The following is a 17,338-nucleotide window of genomic DNA, read 5'->3' as shown; positions in this document are numbered from 1 at the left end:
TGTCGGTTGGGCAAAGCTTCGGCTACTACCTGTGGCAACCGCTTCAGGTAGCGTTTCTCGTTTGGACAAGCCTTTTCTTTTCACAGATGATTGCTTTTTATCAGCTACTTCCGATTCAACCTGTGATAAGATAGGGACGAGGTGTTGTTATGAAACGTCAGCAAGTGATGGAACAATCCATGTTTGCCGCATGGGGCGTGGCGATGATTGCCACAGCCGGAAGCCTGTATTTTTCCGAAGGATTGAAATACATACCGTGCGATCTGTGCTGGTACCAGCGAATCTTGATGTATCCGCTCATCATTTTGCTGGGGGTGGCCGCCGCCAAAAAAGAGTACAAAATGTCCTCATACGCCCTGATTCTGTCGCTGATCGGCGGCTGCATCTCCCTCTACCATTACCTGATTCAAAAGGTGCCTGCTCTGCATGAGCTGGGCAACGCTTGCGGCATCGTGCCGTGCAATACGGACTACATCAACTGGTTCGGCTTCGTCACGATTCCGTTTTTGGCGCTGGTCGCTTTTGCGCTGATTAGCATTCTCTTGTTCATCGTCAGGAAACATGCAAAGGAGATTTGAGGTATGAAAAAAATCATCTTTTTTTCCATCCTGGTAGCTGCACTGCTGATTGGCGCCATTGTGTACTCGGATATTTCCAACCGCGAGGCGGCTGCAGGCAATCCGTACGGAAAAGCCAACCTGAATCCGGCTACGATCGAGCAATTGAAAGATCCGCTGTACGACAACCTGATTATGCCAGAGGAGCTGAAGCAAAAGATCGAGAGCAAGGAAGAGTTGTTCGTCTACTACTACAGCCCGCTGTGCGAGCATTGCCGCGCGACCACGCCGGTCCTCGTGCCGATCGTCAAAGACATGCAGATCGACATGAAGAAGCACAACTTGCTTGAATTCGCTGCCAGCTGGGACGACTTCCAGATCGAATTCACGCCGACCCTTGTCCACTATAAAGACGGCAAGGAAGTCGCTCGTCTGGTAGGCGGACACGATGCCGCCGAGTGGAAGAAATGGCTGGAGCAACAGAAACAATCGTAGTAGTGGGTAGTGGAGAAACAGCCCCCGGACTTTGCCGTTCGGGGGCTGTCTTGCGCCAGGTCACAAACAGGCGAGCTGGTGCCGCAAGAAATAGCCCGAACGAGTCATTAGGCTTTTGGAAACGATTGTCTATAATGGGTACTGGGGAATCTTTCAGGAAAACGGAGGTAATCGTGTTGTCCCTCATCGACTTGACCGAAACCTTTGGCTTTCGGGCGACGTGGAACCCGGAGTTGATTTTGTTGACCGCTCTGATCGGACTTGCCTACTTTTCGCTGACAGGTCCTTTGCGCCGGACGTTTCCTGACGCAAAACCAGCCACCCTCGCACAGAAGCTGTCGTTTTCCACTGGCTTGCTGCTGTTTTATTGCGGCATGGGCAGCCCGTTGAACGTCGCTGGCCATTTTTTGTTCAGTGCCCATATGCTCCAGCAATCCCTGCTCTACCTGGTGATGCCGCTGTTGCTTTTGGCTGGCACACCTCCCTGGCTCATGCGCTCGCTGTTTGACCGCAGGGGGCTGAAAGCGTTTTTGCGCGTGGCGAGCCATCCGATTCCGGCCGTCCTCATGTTCAATGCCCTATTTTCGTTTTATCACATGCCTGTTATGCTAGACATGGCAATGAACCATTTGGCCGTCCATAATCTGATCCACCTGCTGCTTTTGGGTGCGGCCCTTTTGATGTGGCTGCCGGTTATCGCTCCGATTCCGGAGATTCATCGTTTGTCCGAGTTGCAAAAGCTGGCCTACATTTTTGCCAACGGCGTGCTGATTACGCCAGCCTGCGCGCTCATTATTTTTTCGGAATCGGCGCTGTACGACACGTATGTAAACGGTCCCTCCCTGCTGTGTGCGCCGTTCTTTTCCGCCCCCATCGACAAATCGATGTTTGCCGTTTCCCTCCTGCCGCTGGAGGATCAGCGGCTTGGCGGGATCATCATGAAGCTGATGCAGGAGTTGACGTACGGTTCCGTTTTGGCCTACGTGTTTGCCGCCTGGTACCGGAAAGAAAAAGATCATCCGAACGATGGGCCGCTCCTGCAATAACGACCTGAAAAGCACACTCTACCGATCTGCAAACAAAGGAGGCATCCCGCGTGCCGCTCACCCCGACTGCCGCCATCCGCCTCAGACGGCTGCTGCTGTTTTTGCCGCTTTTCGTCCTCGCCGCGCTCGTCGCCTCGTGGTTTTGGCTGAGCCCGGCGACGGTTTCGGCCAGGCTGCCGGATGTACAGCTACAGACGCTGGACGGAGAGGCTTACTCCCTCGCACCGAAGCCCGGGAGCCTTCGCCTGGTCGAGCTGATCTATACACGCTGTCCCGATATATGTCCGACGACTACCGTGAAAATGGTGCAGCTGCAAAAGCGGCTGCAAGCGGCTGGACTCATGGGACGCGGCATTGAGTTTTTGACGATTACGATCGACCCGCAAAACGATACCCCGGAGGTGCTGCGCTCCTACATCCACCAGCTCGGCATTGCCGACGAGGGCTGGATCGTTTTGCGCGGCGATGAAGAGACGATTCGCACCGTGACCAGCTCGCTCGGCTTTTTTGCGAAGACGACTGCGGACGGATTCATCTCCCATACGTCGAGCACGTATCTCGTCGATCAAAACAACACGGTCATCCGCAAATTCGGCATGGGCGAGGACTTTGATCCCGAGCAAATCTATCAAGAGCTGCTGAACTTGAAGAAGGAAGGGTAAACGCAAATGAAACGCTTTTTTACGCTATGCCTGTCCGCATTGGCCATTCTGGCTGCGGCCTGTTCCGGTCCAAACGACCAGGGGATGGAAGTTTCCGGCGCCCCTGTTGACGCCGCTTTTTCGCTGGAGCCTGCCGAGCCGGTAGCGGGTCAACCCATTACGTTTTCCGTCAAGGTGACCCAGGAAGGCCAGCCGGTGGACGATGCCAAGGAAGTATCCTTCGAATGGTGGAAGGATGGACAGGAACAGCATCAAACGATCCCGGCAAAGCTCGTATCCGCTGGCGTCTACACGGCACAGCAGACGATCAGCGAGCCCGGTTCCTATTTTGTCTATTACCATGTGACCGCCCGCGATTTCCACAACATGCGGAAGATGTCCTTTACCGTGAAAGCCGCAGACAACGCCGCTTCTGCTTCTGCTCCCTCTGCGGGGCATGCAGCCAGCGGAATCGACTTTCACCTGCTGCCCCCAGACGAGTTGAAAGCGCAATCGGAAGCAGTCATGCTCGTTCACCTGATGAAGGAGCAGCAGCCCTTTGCGGGAGGAACAGTCAGGTTTGAGTTTTGGACAGGAGATGAGGCGAAGCACAGCTTCGCGGATGCCACAGAACCAAGTCCCGGACAGTACGCCGGCCGCCTCTCCTTCCCTGCCCCGGGGGAATACACGGTGAAGGTCCATCTGGAAAAAGGCGACGTACACGACCACCAAAATTTCACCGTGACGGTCCAGTAGCAGGCACGCAAGCTGCCCCAAAAATCCAAGACGGCCTTTCCCGTCCATCCGGGAAAGGCCGTTTTGCAACCATGCAATGTACCTGTTTTATTAGCAAGTAAAGTAGGCGATTCGGTTCAGTTCCAAGCCATAGTATTCCCAGCGGTTTCCTCTCCAGCGGTAGCCTGTTACGGATGAACGACCGATGAATACGGGATAGAACCAGAAAGACCGACCGTTTTGCAACCAAATGTACGTATACCGATAGAGGCACGGATAAAACCCGCCCGGTTCAATCCGGCGTGTCCCTCCATATCCTCTCGATCCCGGCGAACTGGGCGTCCTGCCTGGAGGCGGACCTGGCGGCGGGGGAGGAAAACCTCCAGAAGAACCTCCGGGCGGCGGCGGTGGCGGGTAACCTCCCGGAGGATAGCCTCCTGGGGGATACTGATATGACATGACGTTTCACCTCCTACAAGTCTCCCTATAAGAGATGCAGCAAACGCACAGATGGACTGTACGTTTGCCCGTGGTCATTCACCTATTTTTTCCGCTCTTGTACGTAGGCATCCTAGCATTGTTGCCCTCGCGAAAGGATCGAGAGACTCCACCCCGTTCAATAAGGGCGGCCGCCCATGATGAAGCGGTATTCCCAGTGCGTACGCTTGAAATCGGTAATCGTCACGCCGCCAGACTCCTTGGAGAATGTATGCAGCAGCTTGTCGTCGCCCAAGTAAATGGCGACGTGGGTAATGCTTTGCTGCGGTACGTTGATTCCTTTGTAGTCGGATTCCTTGTAGCCTTTATAGGCCATGAAGAAGACGAGATCGCCTTTTTTCAGCTTGTTGATGTCCGTTGTGTATGTGCCGTTGCTTTTCACAAAAAGGGCCTGGGAGCGCGCTCCGCCATTGCCCATGTCGATATTGGCGCCATCGCGGTACGCCCACATCGTAAATTCGGAGCAATCCATCGTCTTTTTGTTCGCACGGGACGAGCTATACTCATACGGTGTGCCGATGTATTTCTTCCCGGCCGCAATCACCCTGTCCGCAATGGAAGAGGCGGACTCTTCCTGCTTCCCGGGGGCCGGAGTTGCGCCCACGCCGGTGTCCTCCGCCAAAATGCGGCGTGCGCCCACCAGCTTCTTTCTGTCTCGGCTGAGTTGTTTCAAAACGACGGCCTCTTCGCTTTGCGACGAGGATATGTACTGGTCATTTCCGATGGAAATTCCCATGAAGGTCGGAGCGTCTTTGCCATTCGAGGAAAAGAACAGCAAATCTCCCGCCTGAATGTTGTCTAACGGGATGGATGTTCCTGTCTTGTACAGCTTGGCTATCGTATCGTCAATCGTCAGCCCGACCTGCTTGTACACGTACGTAGCGAGTCCTGCCGAACCGAATGAATTCGGCCCCACTGCCCCGTATTTGTAGTCTTTGCCGATCAGGGACGTAGCTACCTGCACAATTTCTTCCGCTTTGACCGAAGATTGCGAATCCACAGTCTTGGCTGCTGCTTGTCCGCCTTCTGCGTACAGAAGCAAGGATGTACTGAGCATGACGGCGACAGTCGACTTTTGCAACCAATCTCGTTTCGTCATTCTTTCTCCTCCTGGCTGTTTTTTCCCAGCGGATTGGGTACACATCCACTTTACTGGAAAAACTCAGCCCGTTTAAGTCTGCAAATCTTTCCAATCGAGAATTTGGTGACATCGTCGGATGACCATAGTCCTGCTTGTTCGGACCAGGCTGACTGGTTCGTCCCGTTCCTTTTCCCATGCCCAAAAGGCCCTTGTCCGCTCCCGGGACAAGCGCCTGCTCGCCTGACAGGTCTTGGCAGCGCTACCGCGGTTTTCGTTTTCCTCTCGCAATCGCATTGCACAAAAACTGGACGGTTTCTCCCATTTTCAGACGGTGCGAGCCTTTTACCAGAAAAGTCGTGTTGGGCTTCATTCTCCTGGCGAGACAGCGATGCAGGACCACCTTGCTTTGGCAATGGATGACCCGGTTCGCCGGAAAGCCTGCCCGGATGGCCCCGCGCGCAATATAGCTGGCGCTTCTCCCTAGCGTATACAAGTAATCCACATTCTTTTGGCTCACATACTTCCCGACTTCTTCATGCCCTCGCACTTCGTAGCTCCCCATTTCCAGCATGCTCGCCAACACGGCTATTTTGGTGCCGGGCCCAGACTGGCTGAGCACATCAATCGCCGCCTTGGCCGCATCCGGATTGGAGCTGTACGTATCGTCTAACACCTGGACATTGTTCGCAAGCCGATAGCTGACGAGCCGCTTGCGCTGCGGCTGGAACTGGCGCAGCCCTTCCCGAATGTCCTGGAACGAAAAGCCGAGTGTATGCGCTACGGCGATCGCCGCCAGCGCGTTGTACACATTGTGCTCTCCCAAAATCGGGATGAACAGCTTCTCCCGTTGTTGCCGAAACGAGCAGACGAAGGAAATTCCTCCTTCCTCCGGCATCACTCTGTCCGCACGATAGTCCGCGTCCTGCTCGATCCCGAACGTCACGAATCGGCCAGCAAACGCCCCTGCAAACGGCTGCTGCGTAAACTGGCGCGAGTAGGGACAGTCCCTATTGAGAAAGACGGTGCCGGTAGATTTCATGTAGCGGATCAACTCGGATTTCGCCAGGGCGAGCCGTCCAATGTCTCCGCCAAAATTCCCGATGTGCGCTGTGCCTATGTTCGTAATGACCCCCATGTTCGGCTGAATGATCCGGCAATGCTGGCGAATATGTCCACTCCCCAATATCCCGAATTCCAGCACCGCCGCTTCGTGCTCGTCCCGCAAGCGTCTGACATGCGCTCGCGTATTTCCCAAGAAGTTCTTGTTGTACATCGAACGATAGGTGAGCATGCGTCGTTTCAGAATCGCATAGATCATTTCCTTCGTCGTCGTTTTTCCGGCGCTTCCCGTCACCGCGATCACCGGCTTGTTCAGAACCACCGTCTTTGGCGGCGTTGTCTTTTTGCCTTTCTTTTTCACGGCCATTCCCCCCTCTCCCCATCCGCTTTCGTATTGTATGTCCGAGGGAGACAGCCTGTATAGACCGCTATCTATGAAAACGTTCCGCTTCTATCCAAAACGGACGGACGACTTTCGGAATAGAGTAGAGTGAAGAGGTGAAGCCAATGAAAAAGAAGGTCACCATCGCTGCTGTAGGCGATATCCTCATGTGGAAGGAGCAGGTGGCTTCTGCCAGGCTGGCTTCTGCGGATCAGTATTCCTTTGCGGATATGTTCGCTCCCGTCGCCCCGATCCTGTCAGGCGCTGACCTGACCATCGGCAATCTGGAGACGACGTTTTCCGGCAGCGGCCAGCCCTACCAGATCGGCTCGGCACGCACTGGCTATCCGCGGTTCAATTGTCCTGACGAGCTGGCGCGCGACTTGAAACAGGTCGGATTTGACGTCGTGACGACCGTGAACAACCACTGTCTGGACGGCGGGCCAAGCGGACTTTTCCGCACCTTGGACGTCCTGGATCGCTACAAGCTGGCGCACACGGGCACGTACCGCTCCATGCAGGAAGCAACGATGCCATTTGTCCGGGAAGTGAACGGAATCCGCATCGCACTGCTCGCGTACACGTACGGAACGAACAAACAGGTGATTCCTGCCCACATGCCATGGCTCGTCAATCTCATCCGCCGCGAAGCCATTTTGCGGGACATCGCCGCCATCCGCCCGCTCGTCGACCTCGTGATCGTCGCCCTGCATTTTGGCGTGGAATTCCGCTACACCCCGACAACGAACCAGCGCCTGCTTGTGCAAAGTCTGCTCGACCATGGCGCGGATGTCATCCTCGGTGCGCACCCCCACGTCCTGCAGCCCGTCGTCACCCCCGCGCTTGCGCTTGCGGACGGCAGGAAAAAGCGGACGCTGGTCGCCTATTCGCTCGGAAACTTCACCTCCGAGAAAATGCTTCGCTTCGATCAGTCGCAGGTCGGGGCCATTCTGCGTTTTTCGGTGGGAAAGGATGCGCACGGGCAGGTGGCCATCGGACAAATCTCCGTGATCCCGACCTACTGCCAGCGCTTCCTGCAAGAAGGCCGCGTCCGTTTTCGGGTCATCCCGATCCGCTCGTACCTGAAGCATCCGGATCGGCATATTCCGCCGCTGCAACGAAAAAAGCTGCGGCTGCTGTGGAACCGCGCGATTCCCATTATCGGCCGGAAGCCAGGTATTTTGATCGAGTAAATCGAGTAAACGGGAGCCGAAAGCCAGGCTCCCTTTCTTCTGTTGCTTCGTTCTTTGCCAAGGCTTTCGCCGCCAGTGTGTGGCAAGCCCATCCCGCTCCATCTTCGGCGAGTCCATCCAAGCAGATAAGCTGGCCTTTTCCGCGCTGTAGCAAATGGCTCGTTGCCAGCGGGGAACGAAAAAAAGGGTGTGACTGCCGAAGCAATCACACCCTTTGCTGGCTTGTTCCGTTTTACCCCGCATGCATGTTGGATACCGCCGCTCCTGGCTCGGCCAGCGGTTCTTCAGACAGCGCATGGCGCAGCACTTGTGCGGCACGCTCGATGTCCACATCGTTTACCAGCGCAATTTCGCCGACCATCATCTGCTGGGCATTGTCCAGCATCAGCTTGTCACTCGTGCCCAATATTCTGCCCTGGCTGATCCGCCACAAATCCCGGATCACTTCCGCCTGCTCATAAATATCGCCGCTCTTCATTTTTTCCGTATTCTGCTTGTAGCGCTGTGCCGCATTCAACGTGGAGTCAGGGCGCTCTGCCTGCATGACTGCCAACACTTCGTCCAAAATGTCAGCCGCAACGATCAAGCGAGTGCCCAGTTCGGACATCTTTTCAACGGGGACCATGATATTCAACCCTTTTTGCAGCATGTTGAGCACATAATAGAGCTGCTTTTCACCCAGGAATTCTTTTTCTTCCACTGCCTCGACTACGCCTGCCCCGTGCATCGGGTAAAAAATCTTGTCACCTACATGAAACATACGTCCACCTCCTACAATGCGATCTTTTCCATTATAACACACTTTTACGTTTTAAAAAATTTTATTTTATCATGCATTTTTGTTTTAAGTCAATATTTAATTTCGGATAAAAATGCATGAAAGATTGGTGAAAAAACAGTCGCACGATGCCTGCTTGTTCCACTTGCCCTCTTTGCAACAAGGGGAACCCATCGCTCTTGTTCGGGGGCTTTTTTCATGTGAATGTAACAAAAAGGAACTATTGCTAAAAAAACGAGGAGAAACGGAAAAGAATGCAGAATAAGGAATGGAAGGAAAGAAAATGTAAGAACGGCAAGCCCAAGCTTGCCATTTTGGGGGGAGGTGTTAGCCAGTCCGAAGACCTGAAAAGCTTGTTCTACATCCTTGTGCCTGAAAGTACGCCACGGGCATGAGTGGAACCGCCGGATCAGTGTTGATGGACCCGGAAAACCCGCTGGACTTGCCCATGCGTTTTACCGAATGGTTTAGGAAATTGCTCGAATGGGAGGGCAAAGAATTTTGGCTGGAATAGCACGCTTGAAACGTTTTGGATAAAGACTAGGAGGAAACACGTATGAAAAAAAGCAAGCTCTTTGCCCTTTATATAGGATATGTGATCGTTGCCGCACTCGTCCTGGATCTTGTTTTGTACTTCGAACAAGTTTTTATGGTGGAAGCCAGACAAACGTTCAATCATTTTCCCATGATCTTGTACAGCACTCTCTATCCCATCTTCGTCGGTTTGTTGTTTGGGCTGCCGGGTTTTGTTCAAACATGTGCGGCAAAAGGAAGCTGGTCATTTGACTGGATCAAATTCATTGTGTTCGGCATTCCCACATGTATGGGCAGTATCCTTGCTCTCCTGTACTATTCTCCCGCAGTGGACTACCTTCCTGCCCTATCGTTTTTTTATTACGGCAGCACGCATTCCATCATTTGCGGCATTGCCTTCGGCTATCTCCTCCTGTCCTGCTGGAAAAAACAGGCCGAACAGGTTGACGTGAGTGCTTGACATCAGGCGTCGCCCTTCCTCCTGCGCTGAACTTCGGGAAGATTGTTCAGCCTGGATCGCACGGGGCATCGGCTCCAGCCAGCTAGCTGAGGCACTGTCAAAACAGGATGACTACCAGGGAAATCTGTTTCCTTTGCTGGTAACTTTCCGGCTTTTTGGACGTCTAATCCTTCAGAGGAAGGAGAGATGATGATTCATGAAAAAAGCGAATCAAGCAGCCTTGGCAGCCATGCTGCTTGCCGCCTCTATCTGTTTTCCGTTCTTCTCGCCCGGAGTACCCGGAGCAAGCGCTGCGAGCGCGGTTTCGCCTGCGGCTAACGCAACAGCCCAGCCATCGAACATATACCGGATCAGTCTCGATGGAAAAAAGCAAACGCTCGTAGCGCAGCTTCCTGCCGTGCACCGCGCAAGCATGTCGCCAAGCGGACGCTTTGTCTATGCCGAGAAGCAAGGGTTCAAAAAAACGGAACCGACCATCCCCTATCTGTATGACACCAAAACCAAGCAACTCAGCCAGCTCGGCGGTTTTGCCAAATGGACGAACAGCCAGGATGACCTCTTTATCCTGGAAGGAGCCAGCTTGTACCGATACAACCCGCTCACGAAACAAAAAACCTTGCTGGTAAACGGGACCGCTGACACACCGATTCTGGACTATGCGGTGGCGCCGGATGGCCGTTATCTCACCTATATCCAGTCTGATCAGAAAGAGCCGGATACCCACAAGCGCAACAAGCTTTACCTGCAAGATTTGAAGACGTTAAAAAAGAAGGTCAATGACCAGTTTGCGCTTTCTGCCGAAGAACAAAGCAGCACCCAGTCGGTACAACTGCTCTACTGGATGCCGACGTCCAAAAAAGTGCTGTACAAGGCCAACGGCACGATCAAAGAGCTGGATTTGCCGACGGGACTCAAGTACACGCATGCCTTCAAGCGTTTCCCTTCGTTTTCCAACGACATGAAGCTGCGCTTTGACATCAAGGAAGGGCGCGGTTTTATGACGGACCTGCAAACAGGAAAAAGCGTGCCGACCGCCGATTATCCTGATCCCATTTATGTGGAGCGTGAGTTGACAAACATTTTCTGGTCACCGACCGGCCATAGCTATGTCGCGGAAAAATTTCTGTTTACCTCCAATGCCCAGGATGCCACCGAACAGCTTGTCATGAAGACGGCGAATCAATCGTTTACATACCCGCTCGATGGCGGCGTTTATTTGAATACCAAGGACAACATTCAATTTTTAGGCTGGGCAGCCGATGGCAAGTCTTTTTTTGTCGGGGATTTGGACTCCGTGCACTTTAGCCGTTTTGAAGGATGGCAATCGCGCGTGAGGTAGAGGGAGGGGCAATATGACCTCACAGTAGACTGTGCATAGGTACTTATGGGAAAGGAGCCACACCTGTCCTTATACATGGCAGGCTGTAGCTCCTTTTGTGCATTGCTTCGGCTATTGCTTCGCGTTCGTTTGGTTAAAATTTTCGGGCATCCTCGCCCGCTTGCTGAATCGCCTTTTGCTTGAGCACAGGCTCTTGCTCGGGTTGCGCAGCCATTCCCTCAACAAATATTTCCGCAAAGCTTTGCACTCCCACGAGCTCCATCAGGTTACGAGGTTCAAAACCGAGAAAATATACATTCTCCCAAATGATGTTTGTCCGTTTCGGGAACGCAGATTCGGTCATTTGATATGTATTGTAAGGTTTTTTCCTTACGTACTTTACATGAGGAGTTGGTATACATGCCAATCATCAAACCATTTATGACGTCTCTGCGCTTCACCTCGACGATGGGAGCCGGAACAGGTACAGGAGCCACTTTTGCGATTGCAGCAACCGAGTTCAGTACAGATGCGGGTACTGCGGCTACTGCATTCCCAAGCACCTTTGCCTTCTACAATCTCTACATCAACGGCGTCCTGCAGCCCGGAAACACGTCCACCATCAGTACAACCACTATCACGATTCCGGATGGCGACGCTGAGAATGCGGGGACACCTGTCCTGGTTGAATTCGTCGTCAACTAAAACAAGAGATCCACTCAAACGGGAAGCCCCAGGTGATTGTACATGCCTGGGGTACTCCCGTTCCGCCGCCAGGCTGCCTGACATGAATTGGAGAAGTGGCGCACGCTGCTTTTTGGCCGGTTCTCGTTGGATAAAAAAACAGCTTAGCCGAGTTACGCATGGGAAAATATAGAAATGAACCGACACACGCAAGAACGCACATCATTCGTGGTGAGAGGAGGGAAAAGTTTTGCCGCAAAGATACATCCAGCATAGCGCCCCCAATCGGACGTACTCCCTAAATGTTCGCTATCAACTCATGCCTTTGGGGTGTCCGGACATTTTTCCGGGACAGCCGTGCCCTACCTGCCCCCCTTGCCCGCCGTGTCCGTGCACGCCAGGACTGCTGACCACCACGATTTATCAATACACGACGTTTTCCGATGGACAAAAAAATGTGTACACCGACGCGGATGCCGCACCACAGCTCAGCACCTCAGGGATTCTCGGACAGCAGTCGGTTTCGATCGTCAATTTGTTCATCAACGGGATTTTGCAACCGCCCAACAGCTATGTCGTGCAAAACGGGCTGCTGGTTCTGAGCGAGGTACCCTCCCAAGGCGTCCCGATTATTTTGCAGTTTATCCAAATTGCAACTTCCTGAAACGGGGATGTAAAGGAACGAAAAGCCAAAGGCAAGCCCGCCAGGATGCAGGCCCCGATTTTCCGTTGGTACTTGCACATCTGGGTATTCGCCCACATAAGCATAGAAGTAAGCTATCCAGACGTGGAGGTGGCAGCCATGTCCAGCATCATCGCGGCGCTTTCCCTTGTGTTCAAAGAACTTCTCATGTTTGTCGCTTATGTCAAGAACAATGCGTTCCCCCAGCCTCTTCAGGATACGGAAGAAGAAAAGTACCTCCGCCTCATGGCAAAAGGCGACCCGTACGCCCGCAACAAGCTGATCGAGCACAATTTGCGACTGGTGGCGCACATTGTGAAGAAATTCGAAAACACGGGCGAAGACAGTGAAGATCTGATCTCCATCGGCACGATCGGACTCATCAAGGCGATTGAGAGCTACCAGGTGGAAAAGGGCACGAAGCTGGCTACGTATGCAGCCCGTTGTATCGAAAACGAAATCCTGATGCATTTGCGCAGCCTGAAAAAAACGAAGAAGGACGTTTCTCTGCACGATCCTATCGGTACGGACAAGGAAGGGAACGAGATCACGCTTATCGACGTGCTCGGCACCGAAACAGACGAGGTGGTGGACGCCGTCCAGCTCAAGCTGGAATCGAACAAGATTTATCAGCACATCCACATCCTCGACGCACGGGAAAAAGAGGTCATCATCGGCAGGTTTGGCCTCGATCAGGACAAAGAAAAGACGCAGCGGGAAATTGCTCGGGAGCTGGGTATTTCCCGTTCATACGTCTCCCGCATCGAGAAGCGGGCGCTGATGAAGCTGTTCAATGAGTTTTACCGGACGAAGCAGACACAGGGGAGATAAACCAGATAGAAACCGCTAGCGGTTTTCGGCTAGTGGTTCTATCCCCATACATATGTCCGAGCCGCAGCGAAATGTCCTGTATTTGGCAACGTTGTGCCGAAGTGCGGCAAACGCCCGCCGCTATATGAAAATCGCTGGGAGTGCCTTCGGGTACTCTTTTTGTTGTGCGCCCAGGGACGAGGTGGGTTTGAGAGGCATAGAAAAACCTGCCACTTTCGCAGCAGGTTGAAAATTCAACATTTGTCAAAGAAGCCTTCTCCATAGTCAGCCTCCGACTCACTTGGTACATCACTTATTTTCGCCATGACCCTTTGTAAATCGCCTTCTTCCATTAAATGATCGACCACTTTTTCAATGGTTTCACGGCTTACATCTTCGGAAATGATCATGTTGGCCGACCAGAGATATGTACCAGATAAGCACTCTCCGGTTTCTTTATTTTTCTGACGTAGAGTTTCTATGTTTTGATATGAAAAAAATGTTCCCCACCATCTTGTTCGATCAGGTAATGTAACAACAACATCAACGTTACTATCGTCTTTTAGATTCGGTTCGATTTCAGAATAATCCGTACTAATCCAAATATGCCTTTTCATAATCATTCGTTCCCTCTCTTTTGTCCATTATCCATTTATTTTACTAGCTGTTATCCATCAAGTGCAAAGCTACTAAATATTCGACTTTATCCACCAACGACGACTAGCATCTATTTATATAGTTGCTCTAAGCGTTTGATGACAGCCTTTTGATTATTTTTATCAGATTTTGCGAGGATTTCAACCGTATCTCCTACCTTTCTTAAGTACACCCTCGCACCATCTCTTGATCTGAGTTCAAAAACATCCCCAAAGATTTTATTATTTCCGATCCCAGGATTATTATTTCCTTCTAAATATCTCCTTATTAAATTGTCGGCATCCTGCTGAATTTTCCGATCTTGCATTGCTTTTTCTGCTTCACGTACCAGCAATGAATCTTCACCAATACGGGACTTCACATAATATTTACCAACCTTAACCTTCCCTGAAAGAACCCGATCCGCAAATTTTGCAACATCATCGCTGTATTTCCCAAGTAGCTTCAAACCTTTTACAGCCTTACCAGCAGGGAATAAAGACAAGGCAGCGAGCGCCCTATCTGTTGTATCTGCCTTCGGATTGAACAAGGTTTTCACATCATCTAGTATTAAAAAGTCAAGCCCTTCTTTACCAGCAGCTATTGCAAAATCAGCAGCATCGCTAAGCCATTGTTTCCCTTTGTTATACCAATCCTCAACAGTAGCTGTAATATCATCCCAATCGAATGATCTAGCTTGGGCACTTCTTAACATTTGATGTGCTTGATCTGAGATTTCAACGCTATCAACTTTTGCGGTTGTCGCGATTGTGTTCACTTGTGAACTTGCTTTGTACAATTCTTTCACGTTATTTACGTCTCTTGTGTTCCGCACCCAGGCAAAATTAGATTGAGAAGTTGCATTTCCTACACTAACCACAATATTTCCTCCAAAATATGTAAATTTTTAAACAACAAAAATATGCTACTAATTTTTTACTTTACTGTCAATCTACATCAACAAGTCATCTGCATCGATCAAGCTCGGATTTATGCACCAAGTTCCTTGGGAATGGAGCCTGCTAGTACGTGGCTTTGCCCGGCGTGGAGTTAACCGCTCCAAGAGATGCCTCTCGGAGCTAATCCACCCCTAACTTTCGCAAAATGCTGAGCAGATAGAAAATATCAAAAAGAACTGCTGACTAGAAAATTCCATTCTACCTGCCAACAAAAAAGCGCCCGCACTCAGTCGGACGCCCCTGCTCCTTCCTCATATTCGATTTTCGCCAACAGCTCCACGAGCCCATCGCCTACGTGCCAGCCGCTCCATCTCCCATGCCACCGTACACCCACATGCCAAAAACGTTTCCATCAAGTCAGGAAACGTTTTTTCTGCACCGACATGATCTATACCGGTACAAACACACTTTTGACCATATGACGGAACCGATGTCCGCTCACCGTAACCATTCCGTCCTGGCGATAGCCCCATGCTTCATAAAGCTGACGGGCGCGGGGGTTATCCTCGTCCACCAACAGGGCGACGCGGTCATGACCGCGCCGGATGGCTTCCTGCTCGAACGCGGCCAGCAGCTTTTTGCCGATCCCTTTGCCCCGTTTGTCGGAGCGTACCGCAATCGAATCCAGGTAAAACTCATCGTCGCGCGCTTCCTTGACCAGCGCAGGAGCAACGCCCGTCCGCTTTTTGACATACTCCACGAACGGCCGATCCAGCGCTTCGGTTTGGCTGCCGTGATAAAAAACAGCCAGTCCCACAGGCACGTCTCCTTCCATGGCAATGACGGCATTTTCGTAGCTGAGCCGATTTTGCTTTTGCGCGAAAAACTGCGCCATCGCCGCGATCGCTTCGTCCGCCTCCGTCGCTCCCGTCAAGGTGTGGGCAATCTCCCCAATCGCCTGATAAATCAGCGGTGCCGCAAAGACCGCATCTTTCGGTTCCGCTTTCCGTATCATGACACTCTCTCCCTTGTGTATGCGTGTCTATACGCCATCCCCACCACCAGGACGGCCATGTGAGACGACACGCTTTTTTGCTACCTCAGTCCCATTGTGTCACACTTTGCCCCCAAGGTCGAGCCGCCTGCGCAGCTGTCACAAATGGGAAACAAAGAAACCGCTCTCATCCATGAGAACGGTCTGTCAAACGGGAGAGCATGCTCGCTCTGTCGTTTACCCAATCATTTTCTCAATCGTCAGCTTGCGCTCGTACCGCAAGTCCAGAAACTCTCCGCTGCGCCGCACCAACGGCCTCATCGGCTCGTCCTGGTGAATCAGGATCACTTCTACCTCTTCGCCGCTGCTCAGACGCGCCCTCGCTCCGACGTACAGCAAGGCGATATAGCGCACAAATACCGTGACCACCTCGATGTTCAACTGCCCGTTGCAGGCTTCCTTCCACAAGAGCTGCGCCGCCTCGAAGGGAGAGGTTCTGCCCTTGTAGACCCGATCGGAACAGATGGCGTCAAACATGTCGGCAATCGCCAAAACCTGGCACTCCAGCGGAATCGCATCGCCTTTTCGCTGCTCGGGGTACCCGGAGCCATCCAGCCGTTCGTGGTGAAGCAGCGCACAGAGCGCCAGCTTTTCCGAACCGCCCTCCATTTCGCGAATCATCTCGTAGCCGTAAGTCGTATGCTGTTTCATGATCGCGAACTCCTCGTCTGTCAGCTTGCCTGGCTTGAGCAAAACTTCTTTCGGAATGCGCATTTTTCCCACGTCATGCAAAAATCCTGCGTTCCCCATAAACGCCACCTGCTGGTCGTCCCATTTCAACAGGCGGGCGATCAGCGAACAGAGAATGCCTACGTTCAACGAATGCCGATAAGTATAGCTGTCTGACCCTTCCAGCACGTACAAGGAGCGAAACAGCCCCAAATGCTTCGTCGATTTTTCCAGCACATGGGCAAAGATTTGCGAAAACGGCTCCAGACTGGCCATCCTTTCTTGCTGCAACCTGTCGAACATCATCCGCGTCTGGTCCAAGGCGTGTACGTAAGCGGCTACCATCTCCTCGTCAGACTCCGAGCGGAATAATTGCGCGGATACCTGCTCTCCCGTTCCTTCTGTCCAGGCTGGCACGACCTCAACCTCTCGCACTTGCTGTTTCAAAAGAATCGGCACATGTGCAGCCGTAATGGTCGTATGCTTCCCCAACAGCAAAACTCCGCTGTGGGAATACAGATCCTCTGCCAGTATTTGCCCAATCAGTGTCTGATCGACGGGTGCCGTAGGCATACAATCAACCTTTCCAGTCATGTCCTTTTCTAAATTATAGAAAGGAAGGAGGAGAGTTACAATCTTTTTTTCGACAACATTCCGATTTTCGCGCGCGGGACCTTCTGCTTGTGCCGCACATACGATATAGAGCGAATGCTAGCGGTGATTTCAAGGAGGGAACGCGTTTCATGACGACACTGTACATCACGCCAAAGGCATGGAAGCAGATCGAGCAGGCCGTACGAAAAAGACCCTCGCTGGAAACAGGAGGGGTGATGATGGGGTATCCGCTCGGGGATGAAAAGTGGGTCGTGACGTTTGCCAGCGACCCGGGGCCCAAGGCGATCCATCAGCCTCACTCGATCTTTTTCGATGATGACTATTTGCAAAAACTCGTCCGCAAACTGCGTCGAAACAATCAATGGCAATACATCGGAGATTGGCATAGCCACACGATCAAGCGGCTGTCTCCCAGCAAAGGCGACAAACGAACCATCTGGACAAAGGCTTCGCAGTCCATGTACATGTCTTCCTCGCCGCTGATGCTGATTGTCGGGCTTGGCAAGCGCAAT

18 protein-coding genes and 1 pseudogene are annotated in these 17,338 nt (G+C 52.3%); 12 read left to right on the top strand and 7 right to left on the bottom strand.

Going from position 1 to position 17,338, the window contains the following annotated elements:
- Positions 1-149: 149 nt before the first annotated feature.
- The 5 genes from ACTHO6_RS00930 to ACTHO6_RS00910 all read left to right on the top strand — a co-directional run bounded on the left by ACTHO6_RS00930 (position 150) and on the right by ACTHO6_RS00910 (position 3,495).
- Entirely contained in the window at positions 150-578 is a 429-nt protein-coding gene (locus tag ACTHO6_RS00930) for a disulfide oxidoreductase (protein WP_440238402.1), read from the top strand.
- A 3-nt stretch (positions 579-581) separates the two neighbouring features.
- On the top strand, positions 582-1,052 hold the full coding sequence (locus ACTHO6_RS00925) for a thioredoxin family protein (protein ID WP_440238400.1): 471 nt from the start codon (positions 582-584) through the stop codon (positions 1,050-1,052).
- A gap of 134 nt (positions 1,053-1,186) precedes the next feature.
- Positions 1,187-2,098, top strand: coding sequence for a cytochrome c oxidase assembly factor CtaG (gene ctaG, locus ACTHO6_RS00920; RefSeq protein WP_440238398.1), 912 nt, complete (start codon positions 1,187-1,189; stop codon positions 2,096-2,098).
- A 50-nt stretch (positions 2,099-2,148) separates the two neighbouring features.
- Positions 2,149-2,760 (top strand): SCO family protein, encoded by a 612-nt coding sequence (locus tag ACTHO6_RS00915; protein ID WP_440238396.1) that lies wholly within the window; start codon positions 2,149-2,151, stop codon positions 2,758-2,760.
- Positions 2,761-2,766: 6 nt separating this feature from the next.
- Complete coding sequence (locus tag ACTHO6_RS00910) at positions 2,767-3,495, top strand: FixH family protein (RefSeq protein ID WP_440238394.1); 729 nt, start codon at positions 2,767-2,769, stop codon at positions 3,493-3,495.
- A gap of 595 nt (positions 3,496-4,090) precedes the next feature.
- On the opposite strand, the gene ACTHO6_RS00905 is transcribed toward ACTHO6_RS00910, so the two are convergent.
- Positions 4,091-5,071 (bottom strand): C40 family peptidase, encoded by a 981-nt coding sequence (locus ACTHO6_RS00905; RefSeq protein ID WP_440238392.1) that lies wholly within the window; start codon positions 5,069-5,071, stop codon positions 4,091-4,093.
- Between the two features lie 241 nt (positions 5,072-5,312).
- Positions 5,313-6,479 carry a UDP-N-acetylmuramoyl-tripeptide--D-alanyl-D-alanine ligase gene (locus ACTHO6_RS00900; RefSeq protein WP_440238390.1) on the bottom strand — a complete coding sequence of 389 codons (1,167 nt, stop codon included), beginning with the start codon at positions 6,477-6,479 and terminating at the stop codon, positions 5,313-5,315.
- Positions 6,480-6,619: 140 nt separating this feature from the next.
- On the opposite strand from ACTHO6_RS00900, the gene ACTHO6_RS00895 reads away from it, so the two are divergent.
- Positions 6,620-7,687 (top strand): CapA family protein, encoded by a 1,068-nt coding sequence (locus ACTHO6_RS00895; protein ID WP_440238388.1) that lies wholly within the window; start codon positions 6,620-6,622, stop codon positions 7,685-7,687.
- Positions 7,688-7,919: 232 nt separating this feature from the next.
- Here the strand turns inward: ACTHO6_RS00895 and ACTHO6_RS00890 are convergent, their stop codons facing one another.
- Positions 7,920-8,447, bottom strand: a complete 528-nt coding sequence (locus tag ACTHO6_RS00890) for a CarD family transcriptional regulator (RefSeq protein ID WP_440238386.1) — start codon at positions 8,445-8,447, stop codon at positions 7,920-7,922.
- Between the two features lie 574 nt (positions 8,448-9,021).
- Between ACTHO6_RS00890 and ACTHO6_RS00885 the strand changes: the two genes are divergently transcribed.
- The 5 genes from ACTHO6_RS00885 to sigK all read left to right on the top strand — a co-directional run bounded on the left by ACTHO6_RS00885 (position 9,022) and on the right by sigK (position 12,974).
- Positions 9,022-9,459 (top strand): hypothetical protein, encoded by a 438-nt coding sequence (locus tag ACTHO6_RS00885; RefSeq protein ID WP_440238384.1) that lies wholly within the window; start codon positions 9,022-9,024, stop codon positions 9,457-9,459.
- Between the two features lie 196 nt (positions 9,460-9,655).
- Positions 9,656-10,798, top strand: coding sequence for a hypothetical protein (locus ACTHO6_RS00880; protein WP_440238382.1), 1,143 nt, complete (start codon positions 9,656-9,658; stop codon positions 10,796-10,798).
- Positions 10,799-11,197: 399 nt separating this feature from the next.
- Positions 11,198-11,482, top strand: coding sequence for a DUF4183 domain-containing protein (locus ACTHO6_RS00875; protein WP_005832515.1), 285 nt, complete (start codon positions 11,198-11,200; stop codon positions 11,480-11,482).
- 229 nt (positions 11,483-11,711) lie between these two features.
- Positions 11,712-12,125, top strand: coding sequence for a DUF4183 domain-containing protein (locus ACTHO6_RS00870; RefSeq protein WP_440238380.1), 414 nt, complete (start codon positions 11,712-11,714; stop codon positions 12,123-12,125).
- A 138-nt stretch (positions 12,126-12,263) separates the two neighbouring features.
- On the top strand, positions 12,264-12,974 hold the full coding sequence (gene sigK / locus ACTHO6_RS00865; RefSeq protein ID WP_440238378.1) for an RNA polymerase sporulation sigma factor SigK: 711 nt from the start codon (positions 12,264-12,266) through the stop codon (positions 12,972-12,974).
- 233 nt (positions 12,975-13,207) lie between these two features.
- Here sigK and ACTHO6_RS00860 read toward each other — a convergent pair whose 3' ends face one another.
- From ACTHO6_RS00860 to ACTHO6_RS00845, 4 genes are all read right to left on the bottom strand, one after another.
- Entirely contained in the window at positions 13,208-13,576 is a 369-nt protein-coding gene (locus tag ACTHO6_RS00860) for a hypothetical protein (protein ID WP_440238376.1), read from the bottom strand.
- A 104-nt stretch (positions 13,577-13,680) separates the two neighbouring features.
- Complete coding sequence (locus tag ACTHO6_RS00855; RefSeq protein WP_440238374.1) at positions 13,681-14,397, bottom strand: hypothetical protein; 717 nt, start codon at positions 14,395-14,397, stop codon at positions 13,681-13,683.
- Between the two features lie 539 nt (positions 14,398-14,936).
- On the bottom strand, positions 14,937-15,503 hold the full coding sequence (locus ACTHO6_RS00850; RefSeq protein ID WP_440238372.1) for an N-acetyltransferase family protein: 567 nt from the start codon (positions 15,501-15,503) through the stop codon (positions 14,937-14,939).
- A gap of 216 nt (positions 15,504-15,719) precedes the next feature.
- The gene (locus tag ACTHO6_RS00845) at positions 15,720-16,784 is read right to left on the bottom strand and encodes an HD-GYP domain-containing protein (protein ID WP_440238370.1); all 1,065 of its coding nucleotides are present in this window, start codon (positions 16,782-16,784) and stop codon (positions 15,720-15,722) included.
- Between the two features lie 170 nt (positions 16,785-16,954).
- On the opposite strand from ACTHO6_RS00845, the pseudogene ACTHO6_RS00840 reads away from it, so the two are divergent.
- A pseudogene (locus tag ACTHO6_RS00840) lies at positions 16,955-17,314 on the top strand (Mov34/MPN/PAD-1 family protein); the annotation flags it as partial.
- Positions 17,315-17,338: the final 24 nt, after the last annotated feature.

It is taken from the genome of Brevibacillus sp. SAFN-007a (assembly GCF_051967035.1).
Classification (GTDB): domain Bacteria; phylum Bacillota; class Bacilli; order Brevibacillales; family Brevibacillaceae; genus Brevibacillus.
Note: the sequence above shows the minus strand (reverse complement) of the source record. Positions and strands in the feature narration are given on the sequence as shown.